20 protein-coding genes are annotated in these 26242 nt (G+C 48.6%); 8 read left to right on the top strand and 12 right to left on the bottom strand.

Annotated elements, in window-relative coordinates:
- The first annotated feature begins 23 nt into the window (after positions 1 to 23).
- The 3 genes from arsB to VN23_RS14255 all read left to right on the top strand — a co-directional run bounded on the left by arsB (position 24) and on the right by VN23_RS14255 (position 2993).
- The gene (gene arsB / locus VN23_RS14275; protein WP_046352488.1) at positions 24 to 1058 is read left to right on the top strand and encodes an ACR3 family arsenite efflux transporter; all 1035 of its coding nucleotides are present in this window, start codon (positions 24 to 26) and stop codon (positions 1056 to 1058) included.
- 289 nt (positions 1059 to 1347) lie between these two features.
- Positions 1348 to 1650, top strand: a complete 303-nt coding sequence (locus VN23_RS14265; protein WP_046352486.1) for a hypothetical protein — start codon at positions 1348 to 1350, stop codon at positions 1648 to 1650.
- A 272-nt stretch (positions 1651 to 1922) separates the two neighbouring features.
- Positions 1923 to 2993: an AI-2E family transporter gene (locus VN23_RS14255; protein WP_052746652.1), complete on the top strand. Its 1071-nt coding sequence runs from the start codon at positions 1923 to 1925 to the stop codon at positions 2991 to 2993.
- A gap of 49 nt (positions 2994 to 3042) precedes the next feature.
- On the opposite strand, the gene VN23_RS14250 is transcribed toward VN23_RS14255, so the two are convergent.
- The 8 genes from VN23_RS14250 to VN23_RS14215 form a co-directional block, all read right to left on the bottom strand.
- The gene (locus tag VN23_RS14250) at positions 3043 to 3342 is read right to left on the bottom strand and encodes an STAS domain-containing protein (RefSeq protein ID WP_046352484.1); all 300 of its coding nucleotides are present in this window, start codon (positions 3340 to 3342) and stop codon (positions 3043 to 3045) included.
- Positions 3343 to 3481: 139 nt separating this feature from the next.
- The gene (locus tag VN23_RS14245; protein WP_052746651.1) at positions 3482 to 5167 is read right to left on the bottom strand and encodes a response regulator; all 1686 of its coding nucleotides are present in this window, start codon (positions 5165 to 5167) and stop codon (positions 3482 to 3484) included.
- A 119-nt stretch (positions 5168 to 5286) separates the two neighbouring features.
- Entirely contained in the window at positions 5287 to 7413 is a 2127-nt protein-coding gene (locus VN23_RS14240; protein ID WP_046352483.1) for a UvrD-helicase domain-containing protein, read from the bottom strand.
- Between the two features lie 253 nt (positions 7414 to 7666).
- Positions 7667 to 7996 (bottom strand): H-NS histone family protein, encoded by a 330-nt coding sequence (locus VN23_RS14235; protein WP_052746650.1) that lies wholly within the window; start codon positions 7994 to 7996, stop codon positions 7667 to 7669.
- An 80-nt stretch (positions 7997 to 8076) separates the two neighbouring features.
- Positions 8077 to 9396: a TolC family outer membrane protein gene (locus VN23_RS14230; protein ID WP_046352482.1), complete on the bottom strand. Its 1320-nt coding sequence runs from the start codon at positions 9394 to 9396 to the stop codon at positions 8077 to 8079.
- 185 nt (positions 9397 to 9581) lie between these two features.
- The gene (locus VN23_RS14225; RefSeq protein ID WP_062654912.1) at positions 9582 to 12662 is read right to left on the bottom strand and encodes an efflux RND transporter permease subunit; all 3081 of its coding nucleotides are present in this window, start codon (positions 12660 to 12662) and stop codon (positions 9582 to 9584) included.
- A gap of 3 nt (positions 12663 to 12665) precedes the next feature.
- Positions 12666 to 13748 carry an efflux RND transporter periplasmic adaptor subunit gene (locus tag VN23_RS14220; protein ID WP_046352480.1) on the bottom strand — a complete coding sequence of 361 codons (1083 nt, stop codon included), beginning with the start codon at positions 13746 to 13748 and terminating at the stop codon, positions 12666 to 12668.
- Positions 13741 to 14559, bottom strand: coding sequence for a TetR/AcrR family transcriptional regulator (locus VN23_RS14215; RefSeq protein WP_231743265.1), 819 nt, complete (start codon positions 14557 to 14559; stop codon positions 13741 to 13743). Before VN23_RS14215 ends, VN23_RS14220 begins: the two co-directional genes overlap by 8 nt.
- 57 nt (positions 14560 to 14616) lie before the next feature.
- Between VN23_RS14215 and argB the strand changes: the two genes are divergently transcribed.
- From argB to VN23_RS14195, 4 genes are all read left to right on the top strand, one after another.
- Positions 14617 to 15549, top strand: a complete 933-nt coding sequence (gene argB / locus VN23_RS14210; protein ID WP_442905402.1) for an acetylglutamate kinase — start codon at positions 14617 to 14619, stop codon at positions 15547 to 15549.
- Positions 15550 to 15771: 222 nt separating this feature from the next.
- A complete protein-coding gene (locus VN23_RS14205; RefSeq protein WP_046352479.1) occupies positions 15772 to 16203 on the top strand; it encodes a CBS domain-containing protein in 432 nt (143 codons plus the stop codon).
- Between the two features lie 59 nt (positions 16204 to 16262).
- Positions 16263 to 16913, top strand: coding sequence for a pyrimidine 5'-nucleotidase (locus VN23_RS14200; RefSeq protein WP_046352624.1), 651 nt, complete (start codon positions 16263 to 16265; stop codon positions 16911 to 16913).
- 125 nt (positions 16914 to 17038) lie between these two features.
- Positions 17039 to 18886, top strand: a complete 1848-nt coding sequence (locus VN23_RS14195) for a M3 family metallopeptidase (RefSeq protein WP_046352478.1) — start codon at positions 17039 to 17041, stop codon at positions 18884 to 18886.
- 65 nt (positions 18887 to 18951) lie between these two features.
- Here the strand turns inward: VN23_RS14195 and VN23_RS14190 are convergent, their stop codons facing one another.
- The 3 genes from VN23_RS14190 to argA all read right to left on the bottom strand — a co-directional run bounded on the left by VN23_RS14190 (position 18952) and on the right by argA (position 23928).
- Positions 18952 to 19566: a LysE family translocator gene (locus VN23_RS14190; RefSeq protein WP_046352477.1), complete on the bottom strand. Its 615-nt coding sequence runs from the start codon at positions 19564 to 19566 to the stop codon at positions 18952 to 18954.
- A 27-nt stretch (positions 19567 to 19593) separates the two neighbouring features.
- Entirely contained in the window at positions 19594 to 22308 is a 2715-nt protein-coding gene (locus VN23_RS14185; RefSeq protein ID WP_052746649.1) for an EAL domain-containing protein, read from the bottom strand.
- Between the two features lie 303 nt (positions 22309 to 22611).
- A complete protein-coding gene (argA, locus tag VN23_RS14180) occupies positions 22612 to 23928 on the bottom strand; it encodes an amino-acid N-acetyltransferase (protein ID WP_046352475.1) in 1317 nt (438 codons plus the stop codon).
- A 111-nt stretch (positions 23929 to 24039) separates the two neighbouring features.
- Here argA and VN23_RS14175 point away from each other — a divergent pair, with 111 nt between their 5' ends.
- Complete coding sequence (locus tag VN23_RS14175; protein ID WP_052746648.1) at positions 24040 to 24582, top strand: acyloxyacyl hydrolase; 543 nt, start codon at positions 24040 to 24042, stop codon at positions 24580 to 24582.
- 191 nt (positions 24583 to 24773) lie between these two features.
- On the opposite strand, the gene wbaP is transcribed toward VN23_RS14175, so the two are convergent.
- Complete coding sequence (gene wbaP / locus VN23_RS14170) at positions 24774 to 26228, bottom strand: undecaprenyl-phosphate galactose phosphotransferase WbaP (RefSeq protein WP_046352474.1); 1455 nt, start codon at positions 26226 to 26228, stop codon at positions 24774 to 24776.
- Positions 26229 to 26242: the final 14 nt, after the last annotated feature.

Genomic DNA, 26242 nt, shown 5'->3' with positions numbered 1-26242 from the left:
CGACTATAAAATCAGCCGCTTCGATGAGCGTGTTTGAGCGCTATCTTACGCTGTGGGTGTTTATTTGCATCGTAGTGGGGATTGGCCTTGGGCAGCTTTGGCCCGCGCTATTTCAAGCCATTGGCAGCATGGAAATCGCCAAGGTGAATCTGCCGGTGGGCTTATTGATCTGGATTATGATTATTCCCATGCTGATTAAGGTTGATTTCTCGGCCTTGAATGAGGTTAAAAATCATCTGCGTGGCATCGGCGTAACGCTCTTTGTAAACTGGTTGGTGAAACCTTTTTCAATGGCTTTTCTGGCCTGGCTGTTTATTCGTCATTTATTTGCGCCACTTTTGCCTGCCGAGCAACTTGATAGCTATATTGCGGGCCTGATTTTATTGGCGGCCGCACCGTGTACGGCCATGGTGTTTGTCTGGAGTAAACTCACCCAAGGTGACCCCTTGTTTACCCTTAGCCAAGTGGCTTTAAACGATAGCATTATGGTGCTGGCTTTTGCTCCGCTCGTGGCATTTTTGCTCGGTATTTCGGCCATCACCGTACCGTGGGCCACACTCATTACCTCGGTGCTGCTCTATATTGTGATGCCCGTGACCCTTGCCCAGCTTTTGCGTAAATTATTGCTAGGGCAAGGGCAGGCGGTGTTTGATCGCTGCATGGCTAGCATCGGCCCTTGGTCTATTAGCGCCTTATTGGCGACCCTGCTGCTCTTGTTTGCATTTCAGGGTGAGGCAATTTTGCGCCAACCCTTGATTATTGCCCTGCTGGCCGTGCCGATCTTGATTCAAGTGCTATTTAACTCTGGCTTGGCTTATTGGCTGAACCGTGTGGTGGGCGAAAAACACAATATTGCCGGGCCATCAGCGCTCATTGGCGCATCAAATTTCTTTGAGCTTGCTGTGGCTGCTGCGATTAGTCTATTTGGTTTTCATTCTGGCGCGGCGCTGGCCACGGTGGTGGGTGTATTGATTGAAGTGCCTGTGATGTTGCTGGTGGTGAAAGTAGTAAATCGCAGCAAGCCTTGGTATGAGAAAAAGGCGGTGATTGAGCTTTGAGCTTTGAGCTTTGTGCGTTAGGGCTTGGCCTTAATGCTGTGTTTTTATGGGCTGCGCGGTGTGAGGGAGATTACACATGTTTTTATACTTTTTGCATGATTGAGCTAAAAAATCATAATTTATCCTTAAAAAAATGCTTATTTTTCAGAATTAATGGTTTTTTATTTAGAACGAGGCTAAGCAGCTGTTTTGGCTTGGCCGGCTTAAGCCACCATCCGACGGGAGGGGCAATTGCTGGGTTTAGTTAAGTCTAGAGTGGATTAATACTTATTTGAATAGGAGTTAAATCATGCCCACCCAGCTGCTTGCGCTTGGTGTGATCGGCGTGCGTTTATATGAACGTATTTTGACATCTCAGGCACAGTATTCGAATGAATTAGCGGATCACGTTGTTGATGAAATTAACTATTACCTGCCTATGGCACCTTTGAAAGAAAAAACTTTATTGTTTCACTTGGCTTGCGAAATTCATGTGGCTCTAGAAGAGTGCGATGAAAAAATTAATACAATTGCAGGTCGTCATCAGGCTGCGGTGATTGTGGCTGGCTTAATTGCTCAATCTAAGCGCTTTTCTTACCTATACCATGACTAAATTAGACTGTTTTTATAATCTGATTTGGCTATTTCTTCAAGTGTAGCTTGGTCGCTTATTTTTAGATGTTTGTAATGCCATTGATTAGAATGAATCGTAGATGAGCTGCGAGAGGGTGTTTTGCGTCTGTGGGTTTTTTTTAAAGCTACTTTGAATAATTTAACATTCAAAAGTAAAAAAATAGGAATGTTCTTAGGCAATATGTAGCGGTCAATTGCCATTTTTAGGGGTATGCTAGCAACGCCCATTCTGGAGGCTAAAGGCGAACTGATATGCGTATACGTAGTTCTGATTTGATCGAACCTCTGGCAGCAATCCTGGCGATGGGGGCGCTAATCTGGTTGGGTTTAATGATTATGGCACCGTTTCTAGCTTCGGTTATTTGGGGGGCCATTTTGGTTTATACCACCTGGAAACCTTATCAATGGTTAGTCAAGCTTTGCAGAGGAAGCCGTTTTAGCGCTGCTTTGCTATTAATGGGGGCCTTACTGACTTTCTTAGTGCTTCCTTTGTTGATGGCTGGCTTTGAATTTGCGAGCCAAGCGGCTACCTTAATTAAAACCATTAGCCAGCAATTTCAAGTGGGCTGGCCAAGTTTGCCTGCTTGGATTAGCACATTTCCCTATCTGGGTGAGTGGGTGAATGGTTTTTGGATTCAATTAGGCCAAGGTGATCCTGCCTTATTGGAGCGTATTCGGGGTTTGAGTGGCCCAGTGGCTTCGGGGCTATTACATTTTGGTGGGATTGTGGGGGGGGGATTTTTATTATTGGTTTTGAGCTTGATTGTGGCCTTTTTCTTTTATCTGCATGGTGAAAATGCGGCTGCATGGCTAAAAGGCATGATGTGGCGTATTGCAGGCGAGAAGGGTGGATCACTCCTCAATGTGGCAGCAGGCACAGTGAGAGGTGTAGTGTATGGCTTCTTGGGCACGGCTTTGGTGCAAGGCGTTTTAGCTTGGTTTAGTTTCTTTATTGCGGGCGTGCCTAATTCTCTGACTTTGGGTTTTGCGAGCTGCTTTCTTTCTATTTTACCGGGTGGCCCGGGGCTGATTGGTTTACCTGCAGCGGCTTGGCTTTATTATCAAGGCCATACTGGTTGGGCCATTTTTATGGCGATCTGGATGATTTTTGTAGTGGGCACTGCAGATAATGTGGTGAAGCCGCTCTTTATTGGTCAAGAAAGCGATTTGCCATTTATTTTGATTTTGTTTGGTGTGCTAGGTGGTGCTTTGGCTTTTGGTTTGCTGGGGGTCTTTCTGGGGCCGACTTTACTGGCGGTGTGCTATGCACTGCTGGGCAGCTGGGTTCGGGGTGGTACCGAGGTTGATGCAGATAAGGTTTAAATTTTTTGAGTAAAAAAAGGCACCGTTTAGATTTCGGTGCCTTTTTTAATTATTTGATTTCGAAAATTTTGCCAAAATTGGCAATTTCTAAAACCGCTTTTACTGTGCCTCTACAGTTGACCAGAGTGACCTTGCGGCCATTTGCTCGCTCGTTGAGTAAGAGCAACATACCTAAGGCGGCGGAGTCCATATAGTCGACCGCGCTAAAATCCATTTCAAGCTCAGTAAGCCCTGGGGTTTCTAATGCTGCAGTAGTGGCTTGTTTAAATTCGCGGTGCGATTCAAACGTAAAATTGCCGTTCAGCATAATGCGGCCTTTATGATCGTCAATTTTGGTGCTGGTTTGCATGGTTTGGTCCCTCGTTGATCTTGACTTAGTCTAGCACTCTGGGAGACTTTCTTTCGCCCGACAGCAGCCAGAGCTTTTACTTCACCCTCATTGTAGAGATGCATTTTGGTTTTTGCTGGTATTGATACCCTACCGTTGATTAGCTGATGCCGTAGCGTTGTTTTGTTTTACGAAAAAACTCTTGTAATTGCAAACCTCGACCATTGATGGGATCTAATTCATGAATGCGTAGCAGGTAATCGTTGCTCAGCTGCATCCATTCCTGATGCCAGCCATGCTGATTGGTATAGGCAAGCAGAGCGTTCACGGTATTGAGCAGCACTTGTATATTGCCCGGCATATCTGTGGCTGCCCGGATAAATAATTCGGCGGCCCCAGCTAGGTCACCACTGCGCGCTAGTTTTACTGCTTCATTATTTAGGGCAACAATACTGGCGCTATTTTCTTTGATGAGTTGCTCGGCTTGATCTTGCTGGCCCTGCTGTCGGTAAAGTGAGGTGATTTTTGCGGCTAATGTTAAATCATCATGGCTGTTTTTAAGCAGATTACGCACCACGATTTCCGCCAGAGCACCTTGTTGCTGATTAAAGCAGGCTTTGGCTAGCGCCATGCCTACGGTAACTGAAGGTGGCAGTGTGAGCTGCACTAATTGAGCAAGCGCTGTTCTGAGCAGATTCTGGGCTTTTTCAGTTTCACCCGTTTGCATGTAGATGTCAGCATCAAGGGCATCGGCGAGCACACTGACCTGAGGGTCTTTAAAGTCTTTACGCACTTCTTCAACGGTCAGTTTTGCCGCAGCCACATCACCCCGGCTAATTTGTATATCAGCCAGTTGCCCGTAATCGGCAGGATTACGCAAAAACGAATGGCGGGAGATTCTAACGGTTTCCAGCATCGCGCTTTCTGCTGTGGCTAAATCTCCGCTTCTTAAAGCAAGCTCACCAAGCTGGCGTTGTCTGGTGGCGATATAGGGCGACTTATTTAGTGCGCGTTTAAGCGTGTCCTGCGCTGCTTGATCTTCACCCATGGCCTGTTGTGTGCGGGCCAGCCAGTCATAGGCTTCCAGTGCGTGCGCATGGCTGCTGATTATCGCTTTAAACAGGGCTAAGGCTTCTGCATAGTTTTTGAGTTGATACAGGGCTTTGCCAAGCGCCATTTTGGCCCAAGGCAGCTCTTGTTCTACTAGTAGCTGTCTGCATTCATCCCGAACACTGATCCAATCTCCAATACGCAATAAAAGATGAATTTTGAGGCGTAAAAAATCCAAGGTGTATTCGGCGCTGGTGTTGGCGGCTTTGCTGCAAAGCTGGATAGCATTTAAGAAATCATGCGCCATGATGGCGTCATCGACTAATTTAAAGCGCACTTTCTTTTGCAAAGCGCTGAGCACCCTGCTGTAAAGCATTTCGCCGGTGAATGGTTTGAGCAAAATGGCGTCGGGTGATTGCTCGGCCGCCCCCAGCACTTTTTGCGCGCCGCGTTCGGCTGTTGTGATAATAAAGATGCAAGACGCTTTGAGTAAATCGAGTCTGCGTGCTTCATCAAATAAAAACAAGCCATCCTGACCTTTGCCTAAATCATATTCGCAAAGGATAAGCTCGTATTTAAGCTTTTTCATGCAGGCTAGGGCTTCAGTGCTACTACTGGCATGATCGATATGGCTGGTGCCGTATTGACCTAATGTCATGCCAATGGTGCGACGTATTTCTGCCATGGGGTCGATAAGCAGTACGCGCAAAGTGGCCACGTCGGGTACTCCACTGGCCGCTTTACGCTTGGCTGTGGCAGAGGAGATAACCGAGAAGGCGCTTATTTTTTCAGCCATAGTTTGAGGCTTAGTTGTCCGTTGTAAAACGTATAAACCCCCGCTGATTTATGGCGGGGAGGGCTTATAGTTCAAGAGTAAATCAAAGTAAGCACTTTGCCCATATAAGGCGGCCATTCTTAGAGTACGGTTAGTTTGGCATAAGCCACCGCCAGCCATTTAGAGCCTGCCTCCGCAAAATTCACCTGCACATTGCCGCTTGAGCCGCCTTCATGATCGGTAACCACGCCTTTACCAAATTTTGGATGCGCTACATTCATGCCGATGGCCAAGCCATGCTCTGGCGTAGGAGCTTTAATTTTGCTGGTGAGCGTGGCAGGGCCGGAATAACCTTGCGGGGCATAACCGCGATTTAAGAATTTTAATAGTTGCTGCGGAATCTCTTGCATAAAGCGGCTGGCGACGGCATAGCGCGTTTGCCCATGCAGCATACGGCTTTGCGCAAGGGTGATGTAAAGGCGGCGGCGGGCGCGTGTAATCGCCACATACATCAGGCGGCGTTCTTCTTCCACCGCGCTGGCATCATTCATGCTGTTGTCGTGCGGGAATAAGCCTTCTTCAAGGCCGCATAAAAATACCGCATGAAATTCCAGCCCTTTGGAGGCGTGTACCGTCATCAGCTGGAGCGCTTCTTCGTGCGCGCCTGCTTGATGATCTCCCGCTTCTAAGCTGGCATGCGACAAGAAGGCGATGAGGTTGTTTTCGTCTTCTTGCACAAAATTGGTGGCGGCATTAATCAACTCACCCAAGTTGGCAAGCCGCTCCTCGCCTTCTTTATCTGCTTGGTAATGCGCGCGTAAGCCAGATAGATCGAGCATCATATCCACCAGCTCGGGCATGGCAAGGCCGGTGGCTTGGGATCGCATACTTTCGATGGTTTCGGCGAATTTCTTAACTGCCGCGGCCCCGCGGCCAGCGCCGCCAGAGCAGGCTGCTTGCCAGAGGCTGGTGCCTGCATTGCGGGCGTTTTCTTGAATGCTTTCGATGGTGCGCGCACCGATGCCACGAGTCGGAAAATTGATGACGCGTAGCAAGGCATTATCGTCGCTTGGATTAGCAATTAAGCGCAAATAAGCTAAAGAATGCTTAATTTCTTGGCGTTCAAAAAAGCGTAACCCCCCATAAACCCGATAAGGTACGCCCGCAGTAAATAAGGCGTGCTCAATTACGCGTGATTGAGCGTTGGCACGATAAAGAATCGCAATGTCATTGGCGTGATTGCCTTCTCTGATCAGTGTTTGCGCTTCTTCTACAATAAATGCGGCTTCTTCAAAATCTGTTGCGGCTTCAAAAACCCGAATTGGCTCGCCAGCAGGTTCGCTGGTCCATAATTCTTTGCCTAAGCGGCTGCGGTTATTACTAATAACGGCATTGGCTGCTTCTAAGATATTGCCTTGCGAGCGGTAATTCTGCTCTAAGCGAATCACATGTTTAACGGCGAAATCGCTTTGAAAATCATGCATATTGCCGACATTTGCGCCACGGAATGCATAAATGGATTGGTCATCATCGCCAACAGCAAATAACGCATTATTCTGGCCGGCTAAAAGCTTTAACCAAGCATATTGCAGTTTATTGGTGTCTTGAAATTCATCGACTAAAATGTGGCGGAAACGACTTTGATAATGCTCACGTAAAGATTCGTTTTTAGAAAGTAATTCGTAACAGCGTAGTAATAATTCAGAGAAATCAGCTACACCTTCCCGTTGGCATTGTTTCTCATATTCTTCATAAATTAATCGCAGCATGCGCGAATAATCATCCCAAGCGTCTACATCACTTGCGCGCCGGCCATTTTCTTTATGACCATTAATATATTGCTGAACTACTTTTGCCGGATATTTTTCATCATCAATATTTAATGCTTTCAATATTCGCTTAATTGCTGAAAGCTGCTCGGCAGAATCTAAAATTGCAAAAGCTTCGGGTAAGCCGGCATCCCGCCAATGTAAACGCAGCATTCGATTACATAAGCCATGAAATGTGCCAACCCATAATCCACGCGGATTAAGCGGCATCATGGAGGTAATACGTACCAGCATTTCTTTGGCGGCTTTATTGGTAAAAGTAACTGACAATAAACCGGCCGGGCTGCATTGCCCGGTGGATAAAAGCCAGGCAATACGTGTGGTGAGCACGCTTGTTTTGCCGCTGCCTGCACCGGCCAGGATGAGCGCGTGTTCCGGCGGTAATTCTACGGCGGCGGCTTGTTCTGGATTAAGTTTTTCGGTGAGGGGATGCGGCATGGCAATGATTCACAGGTAAAGAGGAGGGATTGTACAGCTGAATACAAACAAGGCAGCCTAAGCTGCCTTGTTTGGTGATGCATGCAAAGCGTCAATACTTTATAAAATTACACGGATACTGAGTGGTTTCTTTTTCTTTTTAAAAGCACTTTTGGCAACAGCGTCAGGTTTTTTCTAATCCGCTATTTGCTTAAAGATCGCTTATAGAACAAGGCACTACGGAGTTATTCGTCATTTCATAAAAGCATATTGATTAGGCGATGCGTAATTCTTCTAATGAGCGACCTGTTGCCAGGAATTCAATTGCCCATTGTGGCTTACGGCCGCGGCCAGTCCATGTTTGTTCTGCATCAGCTGGATTGCGGAATTGTGCTTTAGCTGTAGAAGCTGCTTTTTTAGCTGCTTTTTTGTCGCTGCTTGTGCCTAAAACATCAGACAACGAGAAGCCTTTAGAAGCAACTAGGTTTTGCAGTTCAGCAATCAGGTTTTGCTTTTCTGATTCTTTACGGCGAACAATTTCAACTTCCAGGTTTTTCTTGAGTTCAACTAAGTCGCTATAGCTCAGTGGGGAAAGATCAATCATGGTAATTCTCCTTGGGTCTTTGAATTGGGGTACTCCACCGAACGGATTATGGATATCTATTCTCCACAATTCAAGCTTTCTTAATTACCTAGCCAAAGATTTACTGAATTTAGATCTTTTTCAGACAATTCTCCGCTGGTTGCTGCCAATTGTAGGCGGGCATACAAATAGGTGTAACGCGCTACGGTAAGGTCATAACGAGTAGAGAAATAAGTTTGTTCGGCATTAAGTACATCAATCGTGGTACGTACACCTACTTCACGGCCTAATTTAGTTGATGCTAATGATGATTCACTCGATTTAAGCGCTTGCTGTAAAGCGACAATTTGCGCTGCACCTGAACTCACGCCTAAAAAAGCTTGTTTAGTGAATTGCGCTGTATCACGGCGGCTTGCTTCTACTGTTTGACGCTGTTGTTCTTTTTTTGCAAGTGCTTCACGTAATTTGGATGAACGATCTCCGCCGGTATACAAAGGAATTGATAATTGCAAACCAATTTGGCCAGAGCCTGCACGATCTAATCCACCCGATTTGGATATGCCGCCTGAATTCCAAGTATCACCATAACCAGCAGTTAAATCGAGAGTCGGGGAGCTTTCTAAGCGGTATTTATCAATTTCGCGCACGGCAATATCTAAGCCTAATTGCTGACCTGCAATCACTAAGCTGCCATTTTCGCTACGCTGCAGCCAAGTGCTCATATCATTGGGTTGCGGAGGAGTGGGTTGCTGGCGATTACTAATAGGCTTGAGATTACTTGGATTAAGCTGAGTCAGTTGCTCATAAGCATTGCGTTTAATGGCCATATCATTATGTGCAGCAATTTCGGCTGAGTTGATTGCATCAAAACGGGCCTGTGCTTCATCGGTGTCGGTAATGGTGGACACGCCAACTTCAAAGGATTTTTTTGCTTGGGCAAGCTGCTGGGCTACGGCTTCTTTTTGCGCTTTGGTTTGTTTTACTTTCTCTTCGCTACCCAGAACTTCAAAATAAGCTTTAGCTACGCGCAAAATTAAATCCTGCTCGGCTACCCGAAAAATTACTTCAGCTTGTTCGGTTTGCTTTTTTAACTGATCAGCACCTGCAAATGCTTCTGCACGGTAAATAGGCTGGATAAGGCTTAGTTTATAGCCATAGTTGTTGCCATTTTTGGTCGTGCTGTCCTGGTTTTCAGGGCTGTATTTTGTTTGTTCCCGATTGGCATCGCCAGATAAAGTAATACGCGGTAGTAATAAGGCTTTACCTTGTTCGGCTTTCTCTCTGCCCGCATCAAGCCCTGCACGTGCAGCGGCAAAATTGGCGTCATATTTTTGCGCGGCATGCCAGGATTCAAGTAAATCAGCAGCAAAAAGCGGTTGGGAAAGAATGGCCATGCTCAGTGCAATTAAGGTTTTCTTCATTATTAGCTTCTCAGGTGTCTGTTGAATGAGATGTTAAATATCTTGTCCATGCGAGAAAGTCTTTTCAAGTACAACTATTACTTGAAGGAAAATATTCGCTAGTGTTCGTGCTTAAAAAGGGGGCTTGCCTTGGCAAAAGTAATATCCCCCTTCTTTTGTTAAAAATTGTCGTAATTTCGTATGATTTATGTCGCTTCTTTGTTTGTTGGCGGGCTGAGCCTAAACCATGCTGCATATAAAGCCGGTAAGAACAAGAGCGTTAACACGGTGGCCACAAACAAGCCGCCCATAATGGCAATCGCCATCGGCCCCCAGAAAGTGTCGCGCGTTAGTGGAATCATGGCCAGAATCGCAGCTGCTGCGGTCAGCATAATCGGCCGAAAGCGTCTGACTGCCGATTCAATGACCGCCGTCCAAGCATCGTCGCCTGCTGCGCGGTCTTGCTCAATCTGATCCATCAGAATCACTGAATTGCGCATAATCATGCCTGAAAGCGCGATCACGCCCAACATCGCCACAAATCCGAAGGGAGCTTGAAACAGGAGTAAGGAAATCGCCACGCCGATCAGGCCCAGTGGTGCGGTGAGCAGCACCATAATCATGCGCTGGATACTTTGCAGTTGCAGCATCAGCAGTGTCATCACGACCAGTAGCATCAGTGGCATGACTTTATTGATTGATTTTTGCCCCTTTGCCGATGACTCGAGTGTGCCGCCAGTTTCAATATGATAACCCTGAGGCAGCTTGGCTTCGATTTCCCGCACCTTAGGCATGAGCGCATTGCTCACATCGGGGGCTTGGGCGCTTCCTGCCACGTCGGCACGCACCGTGAGCGTGGCGACCCGATTACGTCGCCAGATCAGGCTCTCTTCGTTCTCCAGTTGCAAAGTAGCCAGTTGTGAAAGCGGTACAAATTGCCCTGATGGCAAAGGCACACGCAGGTCTTTTAAGAAGTCGAGGCGGGTACGCTCGCTGCTGGTGAGGCGGGTGACTACATCGATGCTCTGATCGGCTTCACGGTATTGCGTGGCGGTAATGCCGGAGACGGCCATTTGCAGGTACGTTGCCAGCTCTTGCGAAGTCAGCCCCAGTTGGCGTAAGCGATCTTGTTTGGTGAGTAAACGGACTACTTTTACTTTTTCTCCCCAATCGGTATGGACTTGCCGGGTATGCGGATTTTTGCGCATCACATCGGCCAGCTCAGTGGCGATGCGATTGAGCACTACCGGATCAATGCCACTAATACGAAATTGCACCGGATAGCCTACAGGTGGGCCGTTTTCTAGGCGTGTGACGCGGCCACGCACTAGAGGGAAGTCGTCGGCAAATTTTTGGCTCAGGCGCTTATAGACGTGCTCCCGTACCTTCTCGTCTTTGGTCATAACGGTGAGCTGGCCAAAGTTTAAATTTGGCATTTGCTCATCGAGCGGCAGGTAGTAACGCGGTGAGCCTACGCCGATATAGCTGGTGACATGCGCAACATCGGGATCTTTGATCGCGATGGCCTCCATGCGTTTAACTTCGCGCTCGGTGGCTTCATACGAGGCGGTATAGGGCAGCCACATATCGACCATCAGCTCGGGCCTTGCCGAGGCTGGGAAGAATTGTTGAGGGATAAATAGAGCAAAGGTTGCCACGGCGACCAGAAACGTGCCCAGGGTGGCTGCAATCACCGTTTTACGCCAAGTGACGCACCACGTTACCAGCTTTCGAAAACGCGCATAAAAACCGCCCTGATAGATATCGTGCTCTTCATGGCGCGGGGTTTCTGGCAGCAGGTGATAGCCCATAAAGGGCGTAAACACCACGGCCACAATCCACGACAGCACAAGGGCAATACCAATCACCGCAAAAATAGAGAAGGTGTATTCACCCGCGTCCGATTTAGCCAGCCCCACAGGTAAAAAGCCCGCAGCGGTAATCAGTGTGCCGGTCAGCATAGGAAAAGCGGTAGAGGTATAGGCAAAGGTGGCGGCTTCAAAGCGGCTCCAGCCCTGCTCTAATTTAAGCGCCATCATTTCTACGGCAATAATGGCGTCATCTACCAAAAGCCCAAGCGCAATAACGAGCGCGCCCAGCGAAATCCTTTGCAGCTCCAGATTAAAAATATTCATGCCCAGAAAGGTGAGCAGCAGCACCAGCGGAATCGATAAAGCCACCACAATCCCGGTACGCCAGCCTAGGCTTAAAAAGCTCACCGCCAAGACAATCACCACGGCTTCCAGTAAGGACTTCATAAAAATGTGGATGGCGTTTTTAACCACGGCAGGCTGGTCTGAAATGGTATGAATTTCGATGCCTACTGGCAGATTGCTTCTGATTTGGGCTAAGGATGCGTCAATTTGCTGGCCCATCTTTACGACATCGCCACCTTTACGCATCGAAATACCCAGGCCAACCGCATCTTGTCCCTGATAGCGCATTTTGGTTTGCGGTGGATCGATAGTGGCGCGAAATACCTGTGCGATATCGCCCAGCAAAAAGGTTTTTCCTGCCACTGTAATTGGCAGGCTGCGCAGGTGGTCTACGGCATTAAAGCCGCCAGTCACGCGTAAATAAACGTGCTCGTCCTTGCCATCAATCGCACCTGCGGGAGTGACGGTATTGGTAGCCGCAATCACTTTATTAATTTGAAATGGTGAAATACCAAGGCTGGCTAGCTTTGCATTGGAGTATTCCACATAGATTTTTTCATCTTGCTGACCAATTAACAGCGCTTTATTCACATCAGGAATGCGTAGCAATTCAGTACGAGCCAGCTCGATATATTTTTTAAGCTCGGGATAAGTAAAGCCATCTCCGGTAAAGGCATAGAGATTGCCGTAGGTATCACCAAACTCATCATTAAAAAATGGCCCTGCCACACCGGGGGGGGGTTTTCCCTTGGCGTCGTTAATGCGTTTTCTGACTTGATACCAAGCATCGGTCACATGGTTTTTTTGATCTTCGTGCAGCATGATCGTGATCAGCGATTCACCACTGCGGGAATAACTTTTGGTGTAGTTGATGTAAGCAATGCCCTGTAAGGCTTCTTCCAGCTTATCTGTAACCTGCTGCTCCATTTCTGGCGCGCTGGCCCCGGGCCAGAAGCTTCTGACTACCATTGCTTTAAAAGTGAATTCCGGGTCTTCTTTCATACCCAGTTTGCCGTAGGCCAGAATACCGCCAAGGGTAAGCACCACCATCAGATACAGCACCAGTGACTGATGCTTAAGTGCCCAAGCGGATAAATTGAAGCGCTGCTGGCTGAGATCGGGTTTTTGCATGGTTTATTCCCCTTGCGCAGCGAGTAATTTGACTGCTTGCCCTTCGCGCAACAGATGCACACCTGCCGTGACGACTACATCGCCTGCTTTCAAACCTTTGACCTGCACTTGCTCGCCGTTTTTAGCCTGAGCATCAATTTGCGCATTAATCACCTTACTTTTCACGCGATTGCCTTCAACCAGCCAAACGCGCTGCTCTTTTGCTTTGCCGTAAATAGCGGTAAGCGGCAGAGTGGTGCTGCTTTCGGTATTGCTGGTCTGGCTGCTTTTTACTGTGGCGCTCATGCCCAGACGAATCTCATCAGAGGGCTTTTCTAAAGTCACCTTGGCGCGGTAAGTACGGCTGACCGGATCGGCAGCGGGAGAAACTTCGCGCACCTTGCCGCTAAATGTTTTGCCTGGCAGTGCCCAGAGGCTGATTTCTGTTTTTTGGCCGGGTTTTAAATCGCCACTGCGGGCTTCTGGCAAATCTACAAAGACTTCTACTTCACCGGCTTTGGCTAATTGCACAACGGGCTGCCCGGCGGCCAGCACCTGGCCCGGCTCGGCCAGCGTAGCGGTAATCACGCCATCGCTGGTCGCTAAGAGGGTGGTATAGCCCGCCTGATTTTGCGCAAGCTGCTGCTGGGACTGTGCTTGAACCAATTGTTTTTGCGCAGCAATGACGGCGGTCTGGCGGCGATCTACATCGGCTTGGCTAACAAACTTTTTAGCAAGCAGCTCTTGGGCGCGGGTGAGATCCAGCTTGAGCTGATTAAGCTGGCTGAGTGCTGATTCGGTTTGAGCTTTGGCGGCTGCGGCATTGAGCACCATATCTTGCGCATCAATTTTGGCTAGCGGCGTGCCGGTTTTAACTTCTGCACCAATATCCACCAAGCGGCTAATGAGCTTGCCTGGAATCCTAAACCCCAAGGCACTTTCCTGACGGGCGTGCAGCTCGCCGGAGAATTCGGCATGGCTATTGGCTGCGTTAGTAGCAAGAGTGATGGTGCGCACCGGACGAACTTCTTCTTGAGGCTTGGCTTCTTCCTTGCAAGCGCTTAGTAATGCTGCGCTGATTAATAGCAGGGGAATCGCTTTATTCATGTGCTTTGTCCTTGGGTGAGGCCATCAGGCCGTTAAGGAGGAGATCAAGGGTGGTGTTCAGAAATCTTTCAGGATCTAAAGCTTCAGGCAGGCAGTTGATCAGTGAGTGCTTCATCAGCATGGCGACAATAATCGGGGCAGAAATCACCTCAATGGCGTAATCGATATCGGCCACTCTGAATTCGCCGCTAGCGACCCCCCTTTCTAAAATATGCCTAAGAATTTTATTGCCAGGTACAACAAACTCTTCCTGATAAATTTTTGCAATCTGGGGAAAGTTACTACCCTCGGCAATCATCAGTTTGGGAAAAGCAGACAGCTGACTTTCCCCCATCGCCTGCCACCATGTTTGAAGCATGACCCGTAGTAAATCAGCCGAGCTGCCTTGAAAACTTGCAAGTAACTCATGGCCAATAGTAAGCTGCGGTAATAATATCTCACGCATCACCGCTTCGAATATCTCTTCTTTACCAGCAAAGTAAATATATGGCGTGCCGCTTGTTACTCCGGCAGCTTTGGCGATGTCGGCCATCTTGGTGGCGGCAAAGCCTTTACTTACAAATAAGCCCAGCGCAGCCTCTAAAATTTCCTGTGGCCGTGCTTCTTTTCTTCGGGTCCAGCGTTTGCACAACATGATGAACCTACAATTAATAAATAAATATTCATTTATTATTCTGCGGCTGTCCATTTTTGTCAAAAATAAAGCGCGGTCAGGCTCGAGACTGTTAGAATTCTGCTCGAGCCTTAGCAGCCTGCCGGTCTTTGCATCAGTCGGCTGCAAAATAACTTGATTGGCCCATATTTCAGCCATGTGTGATTAGATAGCGCCGTATTGGCGCTGAAAATACGGCAAAATCTGGCCTCAACCATGCAATTTTTCTATGAGCCGCCTAAGCCCGACAGGCTGCTAGCTTTTGGACACGCCATGACCACAATTACTCCGCAAGAAAAAGCCGAAATTCTCTCGGAAGCCTTGCCTTACATTCAGCGTTTTTTTGATAAGACCATCGTCATCAAATACGGTGGTAATGCAATGACCGAACCTGAGCTAAAAGAAGGGTTTGCCAGTGATGTGGTGCTGCTTAAATTAGTTGGGATGAACCCCGTTGTTGTGCACGGTGGTGGCCCGCAAATTAATGAATTGCTCGATCGTATCGGCAAAAAAGGCGAGTTTATCCAAGGCATGCGTGTGACTGATGCCGAAACCATGGATGTGGTAGAAATGGTTTTGGGTGGTCATGTGAACAAGGAAATCGTTTCCCTGATCAATAAGCATGGCGGTAAAGCGGTGGGCTTAACCGGCCAAGACGGGCACTTTATTAAGGCCCGTAAAATGTATCTGAAAGATAGCTCGGATGAGCTACTGGATATTGGTCAGGTGGGTGAAATTGAATCCATCGATCCAACCATCGTGGCTCACCTCGATGCGGGTGATTTTATCCCTGTAATCGCCCCGATTGGCGTGGATAGAAACGGCGAAAGTTACAATATCAATGCCGATTTAGTGGCTGGCAAGCTGGCCGAAGTGCTGCATGCTGAAAAACTGATCATGATGACCAATACGCCAGGCGTACTCGATAAGGAAGGTAATTTGCTTACGAAGCTCTCTGCCAAACGTATCGACGAGCTATTTGCCGATGGCACGATTTCGGGTGGCATGTTGCCTAAAATTTCATCAGCGCTGGATGCCGCCAAGAGCGGTGTGAACGCTGTGCATATTATTGATGGCCGTGTAAAACACGCGCTGCTGCTGGAAGTACTGACCGAGCAGGGCGTGGGCACGATGATTCGTGCTAAGTAAGTAATATTACACAGAGCTAAATCCTGAACCACATTAAAAAACAGAGTTTCACAGAGAAGCCCGCGCTGATGGGTTTTTCTGTGTGTGTGGTTTAAGGTTTTGCACTCTATCAATCAAAAACGTGTTGATTCTTGTTTTTTTGCGAAAAGTAATCTACGTCTTCCTTGCATGTTACGCTTGGCCTACTAAAGTTAAAGCTCAAGCCATCAGGGAGATGCCCGTATGAAAACAGCACGCCAGCTGCTCGCAGAAAAAGCTATAGATAATATTTTGTCAGTTACTCCGCAAGCTTCGGTTTATCAGGCTTTACAGGTGCTTGCAGAAAAAAATATTGGTGCATTGCTGGTGATGGAAGAAAACCACTTGGTTGGGATTTTTTCAGAGCGTGATTACGCCAGAAAAGTGATTTTGATGGGTAAGACTTCGGCAGGAACGCCGGTATCAGAAATCATGACGCGTAAATTACTCTGTGTGCCGCCATCGGCTACCATTGATGAATGTATGGCTATCATGAGCGAAAAACGCATTCGCCATTTGCCGGTTTTAGACGGTGATAAAGTATTAGGTGTGTTATCGATTGGCGATTTGGTGCGGGAAATTATCGAAGAACAAAAATTCACGATTGCCCAGCTAGAACACTATATCCATTCCTGAGCGGCACGCTTAGCCACCCAATGAGACCAGCATGGCTGGTCTTTTTTTACGTTGAAACAATGAAACCAGTCTGGATTTTTGATCTCGATAACACCTTGCATAATGCAGACTTACATGCTTTTCCGGTGATTAACCGGGCAATGACGGCTTATCTTTCCCAGCATTTACAGCTCAGCGAACAGGCCGCCACGGCTCTGCGTACCGATTACTGGTTGCGTTATGGCGCAACGCTGCTTGGATTGCGCCGCCACCATCCGCACATTAACCCTCAGCATTTCTTGCGGATGACGCATCCTTTGAACGAGTTGTTGATGGCTGTTCACCCCATGCCAGGCTTGGCTATGGCGATTCGTAGCTTACCGGGCGATAAATTACTTTTCACCAATGGCCCGCGCCATTACGCGATTGCCATGTTGCTGGCGCTGGGAATTGACGATTGCTTCAGTGGCGTGGTGAGCGTAGAAGATGTTGATCTGATTCCCAAGCCACAGATTGCGGCTTATCGCAAGCTCTTGGCGCGGTTTAAGCTTGATCCGCGCCGCTGCATTTTAGTGGAAGACACCTTGGCTAATTTAAAAACGGCTAAGCAGCTGGGAATGAAAACGGTCTGGATGAATCCACGCAGCTACGGGGCCGGGGTGGTTGATTTAAGCATCACTAAACTGGGCGATATTGCCAAGCGTGGGCGATGGCTCTATGCGGGAAAATGATAAGGTGTTGCGAAGTACTGAAATTAAATGCTGCTAAGAATAGTAAATTTGCACACTTATTCTGCCTCGTGTAATTTAATTGGCATAAGGCATTGGCCAACTTATATAAAACATTGGAGAGCACCTTGGAAGCAGCACGTCAGCTATTTGAAGCACTTAACCGCGATTATCTTGCCGTTCATAAAACCAAAGAAAATTTGTTTTGGGATACCTATATGGCCGTTTCTGACGATCATGATGGCTTTGCCAAGGCAGAAGAAGCGTATAAGAACTTTATTTCTGATCCAGTAAAGCTGGCAGAGGTGCGCGATGCGCTGGCGCGTTTAAATACAGAGGAAGCTGCCGAGCTTAAGCATGGCTTGCAAGGTTGGCTGGCGCTGTTTGAAAGCAATATTATTGATAGCGATGAAGCGCGCACTTTAATGAGCCAGTTAATTGCTCAGGAAGCTGCCTTATTTGCTAAAAAGCGCGATTATGTGCAAACGCATATCAATGAAAAAGGCGAGCGCGAAGAAGCCACCCAAGGCATGTTGTCGACCAATATGGCGACCAACCCCTCTGAGGCGGCGCGTAAAAGCTCGTTTGATGCGATGGCTGCCCTTGAGCATTGGGTGCTGGAAAACGGCTTTTTAGATATTGTGAAGCAGCGTAATGCCTTTGCTCGCGCTCAGGGTTTTCCTGATTATTTTGCGTATAAAGTGCGTAAAAATGAGCAAATGTCGGTCGAAGAATTATTCGCTATTTTGGATGATTTTGAGCTGCGCACTCGTGAAGCCAATCAACGTGGCTTACAGGAGCTAGCACAGCAGCATGGTAAAGGCGCGCTACTGCCATGGAATTTTCGCTATACAGTGAGCGGTGATGTAGCCCGCCAGATGGATCCATACCTTCCTTTTGCGAAAGGGCTTGAGCGCTGGGTAGAAAGCTTTCGCAAGCTGGGCATCGCCTATCGCGGCGCGACCATGCAGCTGGATTTACTGGAGCGTAAGGGCAAGTATCAGAATGGCTTTTGTCACGGCCCGATTCCTTCCTTTTTTGCCGCAGACGGCAGCTGGGTAGCCGGGCAGATTAACTTTACTTCAGATGCCAAGCCCGATCAGGTGGGCAGCGGCGCACGCGCGATCAAAACGCTGTTTCACGAAGGTGGCCACGCGGCGCACTTTGCCAATGTGGCGCAGAATTCGCCTTGTTTCTCGCAAGAATTTTCACCGACTTCGATGGCCTATGCCGAAACGCAATCGATGTTTTGCGATAGCTTGTTGGAAGACGCAGATTGGCTAAAGCGTTACGCTAAAAATGCGGCGGGTGAGGCCGTGCCGGATGCTTTAATTAAAGCGCGTATCGAAAAAACTCAGCCATTTGCTGCGCTGAATGAGCGCAATATTTTGGTAGTGCCCTATTTTGAGCGGGCCTTGTATCTGCTAAGCGATAGCGATCTGACTGCTGAGAATGCGCTGGCGCTGGCCCGTGAATTTGAAATGAAAATTCTGGGCTTTGAGCAGGCAGGGCGGCCACTCTTGGCGATTCCACATCTCTTAAACCAGGAATCGGCAGCGGCTTATCACGGCTACTTGCTGGCCAATATGGCGGTTTATCAGACCCGTGCATTTTTTGAGCGTGAATATGGCTATTTAACCGATAACCCGGAGATTGGCCCATTACTGGCTAAGCATTACTGGGTGCCAGGCAATAGCATTAACCACAATGCCACGTTGATCAGCCTGACTGGCGAAGCATTTAACGCTAAGTATTTAGCTGATTCCTGCAATCAAACCGTGGAAGCTGCATGGGCCAATGCACAAATGCAAATCAGCGCGGCTGCAAGCCGAGCCTATCTAGAATCACCATTAAAAAATCTGGATGCGCATATTCGTATCGTGCACGGTGCTGAGCTGTTGGCAGATAACACGCAATCAGATGCGCAAATGTTTGCCGACTTTGAGCGGGTAGTGAGCGAGCGTTACGGGGTTTAGTTTTTATAGGGTGCGCAAGGTGGTTTTCTTGCGCACCGTTCTGAGCCCTGAGCCCTGACCCCTGATCAACGCTGCGCCGTTGCCAATAATCCACCTACCGTAAAGAAGGCCGCGCCGCAGCCTTGGTTAAAGCGTTTGATGCGGTTCGGGCCTTGTAGCCAGTTGCCTAGCTTCGCGCCACCTGCCGCGTAGGCAACTTGCCAGCCTGCTTCGATTATAAAAAAACTACCTAGCAAAATCGCCCATTGCCCTGCTTGCGGCTGCGTTGTGTTGATAAATTGCGGCAAGAAAGCGCCCGCAAATAAAATTGCTTTGGGGTTTGATAGCGCCACAGTGAGCCCTAGGCGAAAACGCCTTGCTGCCGAATCAGCGGTGGCATTGGGCATTTCTAAATGACTCCCCGCTTTAAAGCATTGCCAGCCTAAATAAATTAAATACAGCGCACCGACTAATTTAAAAATCAAAAATAGCGTGGCGGATGTGGCGAGGATGGTTGCCATGCCAAAGGCCGATAGCGCAAACAATAAGCCCAAGCCAGCCAGTGCGCCGCTCATGGTGGCGAGCGTCGCCTGCCAGCCATAGCGCGTGCCGTGCGATAGCATCAGCAGCATATTGGGGCCGGGAGTAGCAGAAATAAAAAAGGTGGTGGCAATAAAGGTTAACCAGATGGTCATGCTCATGGGTTTATTCCTTGCGCCGGAGATGAATTAAATAATATTCAAGCCCGGATGATCTCTCATGGGTTTATCAAGGTAATAGCCCTGTACCTGATCAATTCCCAGCTCGATCAACATATTAAAAATGGCTTCATTTTCTACAAACTCGGCAATCGTTGTTTTACCCATTTCATGGGCCATGCTGACCATGCCGCGTACAAAGACTTGGCTGTCGTGATCGCTGATTAAGTCTTTGATAAAGAAGCCGTCAATTTTAAGTACGTCAGCTTTTAGTTGTTTTAAATAGGCAAAAGAGGCAAAGCCTGTACCAAAGTCATCGAGGCACACGGTGCAGCCTGTGGCACGCAGTGCATCAATAAAGCGCTCTGCATCGCGAATATCAGAAACAGCCGCCGTTTCGGTTAACTCAACCAATAATCTGGCCGGATTTACTTTATGTAGTTTGAGCTGCTGGCTGATATATTCCGGCATTTCTGGCTCGTCAAAAGATCGGCCGGAGATATTGATGGCAATAGATGGAATATTGGCTTTTTTGCCCAGTAATTCAATCGTGCTGCGAATCACCCAGCGATCAATATCAATAATTTTGCCGGTCTTTTCAGCATGGGGAATAAATAGCCCCGGCATAATGATTTCATCAGGTTTTTGCAAATCTTTCATTCGCACCAGTGCTTCTAAGTGCGCTAGTTTACGGGTTTTCGGGTAGTAAATACCTTGGAAATGTAGCTCTAAGCCGTTGTTTTCCAGCGCCTCGGTAATCCGGTCTTTCCAGGAAAGGCGGGTAATGGCTGATCGGGATGGATCGGCATCCTGACGATACATACGCCAAGTGGATTTACCTGCCGATTTAGCTTGATACATAGCTGAATCGGCGTGGGCAACCAGCTCCAGCGAGTTGCTGGCGTGATTTGGAAACAAGGCTACGCCAACCGATGAAGAAGGGCGCAATACATGGCCTTCTACTGTAAATGGAATTTGCGAGATCGAGCTGACAATGCGCTCGGCCAGTTTGCTCACTTCAAACTCATTGCAATCGGGCACTAAAATCGCAAATTCATCACCGCCAAGGCGTGAAAATACTTCATGGCGGCGCACTTGGGTGCCTATGGTTTTGGCTATGCTTTTGAGTAAATCATCGCCTACGCCATGGCCAAAGGTGTCGTTTACATGTTTAAACTCGTCCAGATCAAAGAAAACCAACGCCATGGCGCTTTGTTTGCGATCGGCTTCAGACACCATGCGATCTAGCTCCTGCTGAAAGCGATGGCGGTTATAGAGGCCGGTGAGGGCATCGCGCTCTGCCAGCTTGATCATATGTTCGGAGATTTCACGCTGCTGCGTCACATCTTCGTAAATCCACATCCGCCCATTGGCTGTGCCCTGACTATCCAATACCCTGAAGCCATGCTGGGTAATGACACGGCCATCGTTCATGGATAGCTCGCCAAAATCGACTTTATCGTCTGATAGCGCCAGCTCTTCAAGGTAGTTGGCAATGATATCGCCCAGTGCAGGACGATTTTCGGCGATTTGTAGAATCTGGCCTATTGGCTTGCCCGGTAGTTGATTGCCTGGCCCCAAGCCCCATAAATCACAGAATGCGGGGTTGTGAAAGACCACGCGGTTTTCGTTATCCACAAACAGCACGCCAAAGCGCATGGCTGAGAGCAGGGCCGTGAGGCGGGCGCGTTCAGATTCGGCGCGTGATAAATAGCTTTGGCCCAAGGATTGGATTTGCCGTAGCTCGATCACCGCTTTGCGCAGTGAAAGCCGATCTTCTTTTAACTCGCTGTTATCTCGGATACTGGCGCGTAAACCCAGGTAGTTATTGAAAGAGTCGTAAATGGGCTGCCATGAAACCGAGGCCCAGAAAGGCTGACCATCGCGGCGAACCGCGCGAAATTCAAAATCTTGAATCACGGTGCGATGCTCTAGTGCTTGTTTGAGCGTTTCTGTTACGCGGGCGCGCTCTTCAGGCATGGTGAGCGATAAGGGAAAATCGCCAAGCAGCATGCATTCATTGACTGAATAACCGGAAAGCCGCGTCACTGAGTCATTAATCCAGACCAGTTGACCTTCTTCCGGGGATAGCCATAGCTCGGTGCTATGCGTGTAGTTGGCAATGGTATGAAATTTTTCTTCGTTCATGACCAGAGAATCGACACGCTCTTTAATGAGGCTGGCCATTTCATTAAAGCGGCGGGTGAGCTGGCTGATCTCATCCTGACCATGGGAGATAGGAGCTGCAAGCGTGTCGTAATCACCTTGCGCGGCGTTTTCTGCGGCTTTAATTAAACGGTGAATATGCCGGGTGAGCCAAACGCCTAACAGCCCCATCATCAGGGCAGATAATAAAATGCCGACCACCATGGTGATGGCGTTTTGCAGTAGTAATTGATTTACACCGCCGCGCATAATTTCTGTGGAGATCCCAAAGCGTAATTCGCCAAAGGGCTCACCAGCAAATTCAATCGGTGTGGCGGCATGAATGAGGGTAGGAAGGGCGTGTTCCAGTGATAGCTTATCTACAGGTGGAAGAGGGTGCGCAATATCCCAGCCTCTTGCGGCGATAATTTGTTTTTTATTATTCAGTAAAATAATGTAATCAATGCCTTCGGCGGTGCGAATTCCTTCTAATAAATCAGCTGCCTGCGCCAGATTGCCGGTTGAAAGAGGTGTGGCAAATGCAGCATTGAGCAGCCTAGATAATTCCTGAACACGCACTTCTGTGGCATGGGTGGCCATTTCCGTCCATATTCTCGATGTATTTAGCAATAAAATGGCTAAGATTGTACATTGCACCAAGGTGCTGGCCACGATTAAACGTGTTCGAAGCGAATTAAAAAACGGAAGCGATGCCATGCAAACCTGTCGAGAAATGATTGCTTAATTTAGGTCAGGTGGCCTGAACGCCTGAAGCCACTTGATCGCTGTTTTATGCTAAAGCATCGTTAATAAATTAAATGTCGCCAAAAGGATTTGGCGACGGGTACAACGTCAATAATAATCAGTAATTGAAATGCCGTATATTTATTTACAAAATAGCGTTTAGTTGCGTAGTTGCTTAATAAATACTTTAGAGCGTCTTTGGTAATTGTAGAGCTGCTTTCTTTCAATTGGTAATGCATCGACCGTAGCCAGTGCAAAGCCTCTTTCTACAAACCAATGAGCGGTACGTGTGGTCAGCACAAATAGCTCGCGCACCCCAAGGCTTTTGGCGTGCTGTTCAATATGTTTAAGTAATTGCTCGCCTCGGTTGGCATCACGATAGTCGGGATGAATCACCAGACAGGCCATTTCTGCCATATGGCTTTTGGGGAAAGGGTACATGGCCACACAGCCCACGATTTTGCTGTCGTGCTCAAGCACAGAGTAGCGGTGGATTTCCCGCTCCAGCAACTCCCGGCCACGCTTTACCAGCACACCATCGTCTTCCAGTGGCTCAATCAGCGCCAATACGCCGCCCACATCATCAATTGTGGCTTCACGCATGGTTTCGAGCGAATCCCTCGAGATCATGGTGCCTATCCCATCATGGGTAAATAGCTCTTTGAGCAGGGCTCCATCTACATGATGGCTGACCAAATGCGCTCGCGCCACACCGCTACGCACCGATTTAATGGCACAAGGCAGATAAAGGCGGATATCTTCGTGTGGGTGCGGATGTGTACTCAAAAATTGATCGGCTTGCAGGGCCGTTAGCTCGGTTAGCAGCTCGCCCGCTAAGTCTTCTACACCTTGCTGGCCTAATAAAAAAATCAGCTTATCGGCTCGCAAAGCAATAGCCGCACTGGTGGCCACGTCTTCTAGCGGCACATTAAAGACTTCACCTGTCGGTGAGTAGCCCAGCGTAGATAGCAGAACCAGCTCGCCATCGTCCAGGCGATAGCGGATGGCGGTGGTGTCTACCTTGCGTACTTCACCGGTGTACATCAGATCTAAGCCATCGCGAATACCCATAGGCTGCGCGGTAATAAAGTTGCCGGCAGAAACCCGGATGTCTGCATTGGCCATGGGCGAGTTTGCCAGACCCATAGAGAGCCATGATTCAATTTCCACTCTTACTTGACCTACTGCTTGAATGACGCATTCCAACGTTTGTGCGTCGGTGACTCGTAAGCCGTGGTGATAGCGTGTTTCTAAGCCTCGCTCAGAGATACGTGCTTCAATTTGCGGGCGTGCGCCATGCACCACAACCAAGCGTACACCTAGGCTGGTGAGTAAATTGATGTCATGGGTAATGGTGGCAAATTTGCCGTCTCGAACGACTTCTCCCCCCAAAGCAATCACAAATGTGCGGCCACGGAAGGCATGGATATAGGGGGCGGCCAGGCGAAATGACTGGACGAACTCATCGGCTTGCATGGTATTCCTAAAAAAATTATGAGCTTTGCACAAAGGATAACGTCAGCTAGAAAAATATAAAAGGATTGCAGTGTCTATATTGTAAAGACGCCACCGAGAAGGAGCCTCGTTATGCTTACATTAGGAATCCGGTTTTGTCTGATCTGTATCTTGCTTGCGGCGGCTGATGCAAAGGCTTTTGAGTGGCAAGTGAGCGCAGGACAAGGCATACAGCCCAAGCATGTTGAGCAGCATCACTTGTTCCGGGTGGCGTGGCGCACTGATTTACCTTGGTCGTGGTATGAAAGTAAAACAGGAAAATTGAGTACGGGTTTGGCGGTAGGAGCTGGGCTCTGGCGTGGTGACAGCCGCAATACGGGTGAATTATTTATTACACCTGAGCTGCGTTATGAATGGACACCGGAAGAAGAGGGCTTACAGTGGTTTGTGGAGGCTGGCTTGGGCGGGCATTTGTTTTCCCGCACTGATTACGCTAAACGCGGCCCTTTTAGTACGGCTTTTCAGTTTGGCGAGCAATTGGGCGCAGGGGTGCGCTTTGGTGAGCGTAGATCACAAGATTTAACATTGTTGTATCAGCACCACTCTAATAGCGATATAAAAACACCGAATTACGGCGCTGATTTTTTTGTGCTGAGGTACGGCTTTAAAATGTAGAAAGTACAGTCGGGTGTACTCAATGCATGGAACGTGATGGCTTGATAGGGCGTACCCGAAGCTCCGCGTGCGACGGTTTTTTGTCGCTCAGCTCTGCGTGCGATAGCTTTTAGTCGCTCAGCGAAGAACGCAGTACGCCAGCTATCAACAAAACGCCTACTGCGCTTCGCGCCGAGTACGCCCTACATTTTTTAATAAGCCCCGCGTCCAGTTGCCACGGTTTTGATGGTTTTGCAGACAATCGCCACGTCGTACCAAAGATTCCAGTTTTTTACATACCAGGCATCTAGTGCCACGCGTTCGGCGTAGGTGGTGTCGTTGCGGCCCGATACTTGCCACAGCCCTGTCAGGCCGGGGCGTGCTTCCAGATAGAAATCAACATGATCGCCATAGCGTTCCAGCTCGGCCGTGATAATTGGGCGAGGGCCGACCAGACTCATTTCGCCTTTGATCACATTCCAAAGTTGCGGGATTTCATCGAGGCTGGTTTTTCTTAAAAACTCGCCAATCGGCGTGATGCGCGGATCATTTTTAAGTTTAAAGTCTTTATCCCACTCGGCACGGGCCTCGCTGCTGCTGGCGAGTAGTTTTTCCAGCACTTCCTGGCTATTGGAAACCATGGTGCGAAATTTCCAGCACTTAAACGGCTTGCCGTTAATCCCGACACGTACATGGCCAAAAAAGATGCTGCCGGGGCCGCCCTGACGTTTAATCTGAATCGCTACATAGGCGAGGAGTGGCGAGAGTAAGAGCAGGCCCACACTGGCACCGAATAAATCGAAAGCGCGTTTTAAAGTGGTTAGCGATTTAACAGATAGATTATTACGCACGCGCAGCAGCAGCACTTCATGGCTAAAAAAGTGGTGTGGCACCACGCCAAATAAGGGCAAACCAGCAATTGGCGGAATGATGTGCATGTCTTTATATTTAAGTGAGAGCAGCTCGATTTGTGGGCCAAGACGGCGTAGCTCGTCTTCATCCACCGCCACCACTACATGGGGGCGATTATTATTATCCAGCCATGAAATTAGCCCCGTTTCATCGAGCTGAATCACCGGCCGGGTTTGCCCGTCAATCGCTAGCTCGGCAGGATCATTTTTATTGATTGATAAAAAAGCCTGCACTTCAAATCCCAGTTGGCGCTCGCTATGCATGGCACGGCAGGCATCAATGGCATTGCTGCTGGCCCCGATAATCACTGTTGGCAGCTGCCAAAGTTTTTTAGATAACAGCCAGTTTTTCATTTGCGAGCGCAAAAATGGCAAGAGCAGCAGCGCTAAGCTCCAGGACATTGGCCATAAAAACCTCGATACTGTGAATTTACCCAGCAGCACCAACATGCCGTTTAATAGCGCTGCTAAGAGCAGGGCGCGCAGGATTTCCAGCAGCTCATCCCAAAACGGCAGGCGCAGGCTGTAATGGCCACGCCACCAGAAGTTGCCTACGGTGAGCACGGCCAAAAAGAGAAAGGCGGTACTTTGCTGCGAGCCTTCCCACCACCACCAGGCGGCAAAGTCGCCACCAATTTTTTGATGCCGGAAAAAACTCAGCATGGCCAGTGCCACGCAAAAAGACGCGGTAAGCGCAGCAAAATCGGCCAGTGCCAACAAAGGCTTGGCCCTTTCGGCTTGTAAATGCTTATTCATTTTACTTCCTGATT

It is taken from the genome of Janthinobacterium sp. B9-8, from assembly GCF_000969645.2.
Classification (GTDB): domain Bacteria; phylum Pseudomonadota; class Gammaproteobacteria; order Burkholderiales; family Chitinibacteraceae; genus Iodobacter.
Note: the sequence above shows the minus strand (reverse complement) of the source record. Positions and strands in the feature narration are given on the sequence as shown.

Bases quoted from the DNA above. Each gene is read 5' to 3' on its own strand.
- VN23_RS14245 (WP_052746651.1), bottom strand. From the start codon at position 5,167: ATGGCTGAAAAAATAAGCGCCTTCTCGGTTATCTCCTCTGCCACAGCC.
- argA (WP_046352475.1), bottom strand. From the start codon at position 23,928: ATGCAAGCCGATGAGTTCGTCCAGTCATTTCGCCTGGCCGCCCCCTAT.
- VN23_RS14235 (WP_052746650.1), bottom strand. From the start codon at position 7,996: ATGATTGATCTTTCCCCACTGAGCTATAGCGACTTAGTTGAACTCAAG.
- VN23_RS14200 (WP_046352624.1), top strand. From the start codon at position 16,263: ATGAAACCAGTCTGGATTTTTGATCTCGATAACACCTTGCATAATGCA.
- VN23_RS14240 (WP_046352483.1), bottom strand. From the start codon at position 7,413: ATGCCGCATCCCCTCACCGAAAAACTTAATCCAGAACAAGCCGCCGCC.
- VN23_RS14205 (WP_046352479.1), top strand. From the start codon at position 15,772: ATGAAAACAGCACGCCAGCTGCTCGCAGAAAAAGCTATAGATAATATT.
- VN23_RS14185 (WP_052746649.1), bottom strand. From the start codon at position 22,308: ATGGCCACCCATGCCACAGAAGTGCGTGTTCAGGAATTATCTAGGCTG.
- VN23_RS14175 (WP_052746648.1), top strand. From the start codon at position 24,040: ATGCTTACATTAGGAATCCGGTTTTGTCTGATCTGTATCTTGCTTGCG.
- VN23_RS14220 (WP_046352480.1), bottom strand. From the start codon at position 13,748: ATGAATAAAGCGATTCCCCTGCTATTAATCAGCGCAGCATTACTAAGC.
- VN23_RS14190 (WP_046352477.1), bottom strand. From the start codon at position 19,566: ATGAGCATGACCATCTGGTTAACCTTTATTGCCACCACCTTTTTTATT.
- VN23_RS14255 (WP_052746652.1), top strand. From the start codon at position 1,923: ATGCGTATACGTAGTTCTGATTTGATCGAACCTCTGGCAGCAATCCTG.
- VN23_RS14225 (WP_062654912.1), bottom strand. From the start codon at position 12,662: ATGCAAAAACCCGATCTCAGCCAGCAGCGCTTCAATTTATCCGCTTGG.
- argB (WP_442905402.1), top strand. From the start codon at position 14,617: ATGCAATTTTTCTATGAGCCGCCTAAGCCCGACAGGCTGCTAGCTTTT.
- VN23_RS14265 (WP_046352486.1), top strand. From the start codon at position 1,348: ATGCCCACCCAGCTGCTTGCGCTTGGTGTGATCGGCGTGCGTTTATAT.
- wbaP (WP_046352474.1), bottom strand. From the start codon at position 26,228: ATGAATAAGCATTTACAAGCCGAAAGGGCCAAGCCTTTGTTGGCACTG.
- VN23_RS14230 (WP_046352482.1), bottom strand. From the start codon at position 9,396: ATGAAGAAAACCTTAATTGCACTGAGCATGGCCATTCTTTCCCAACCG.
- VN23_RS14250 (WP_046352484.1), bottom strand. From the start codon at position 3,342: ATGCAAACCAGCACCAAAATTGACGATCATAAAGGCCGCATTATGCTG.
- VN23_RS14215 (WP_231743265.1), bottom strand. From the start codon at position 14,559: ATGGCTGAAATATGGGCCAATCAAGTTATTTTGCAGCCGACTGATGCA.
- arsB (WP_046352488.1), top strand. From the start codon at position 24: ATGAGCGTGTTTGAGCGCTATCTTACGCTGTGGGTGTTTATTTGCATC.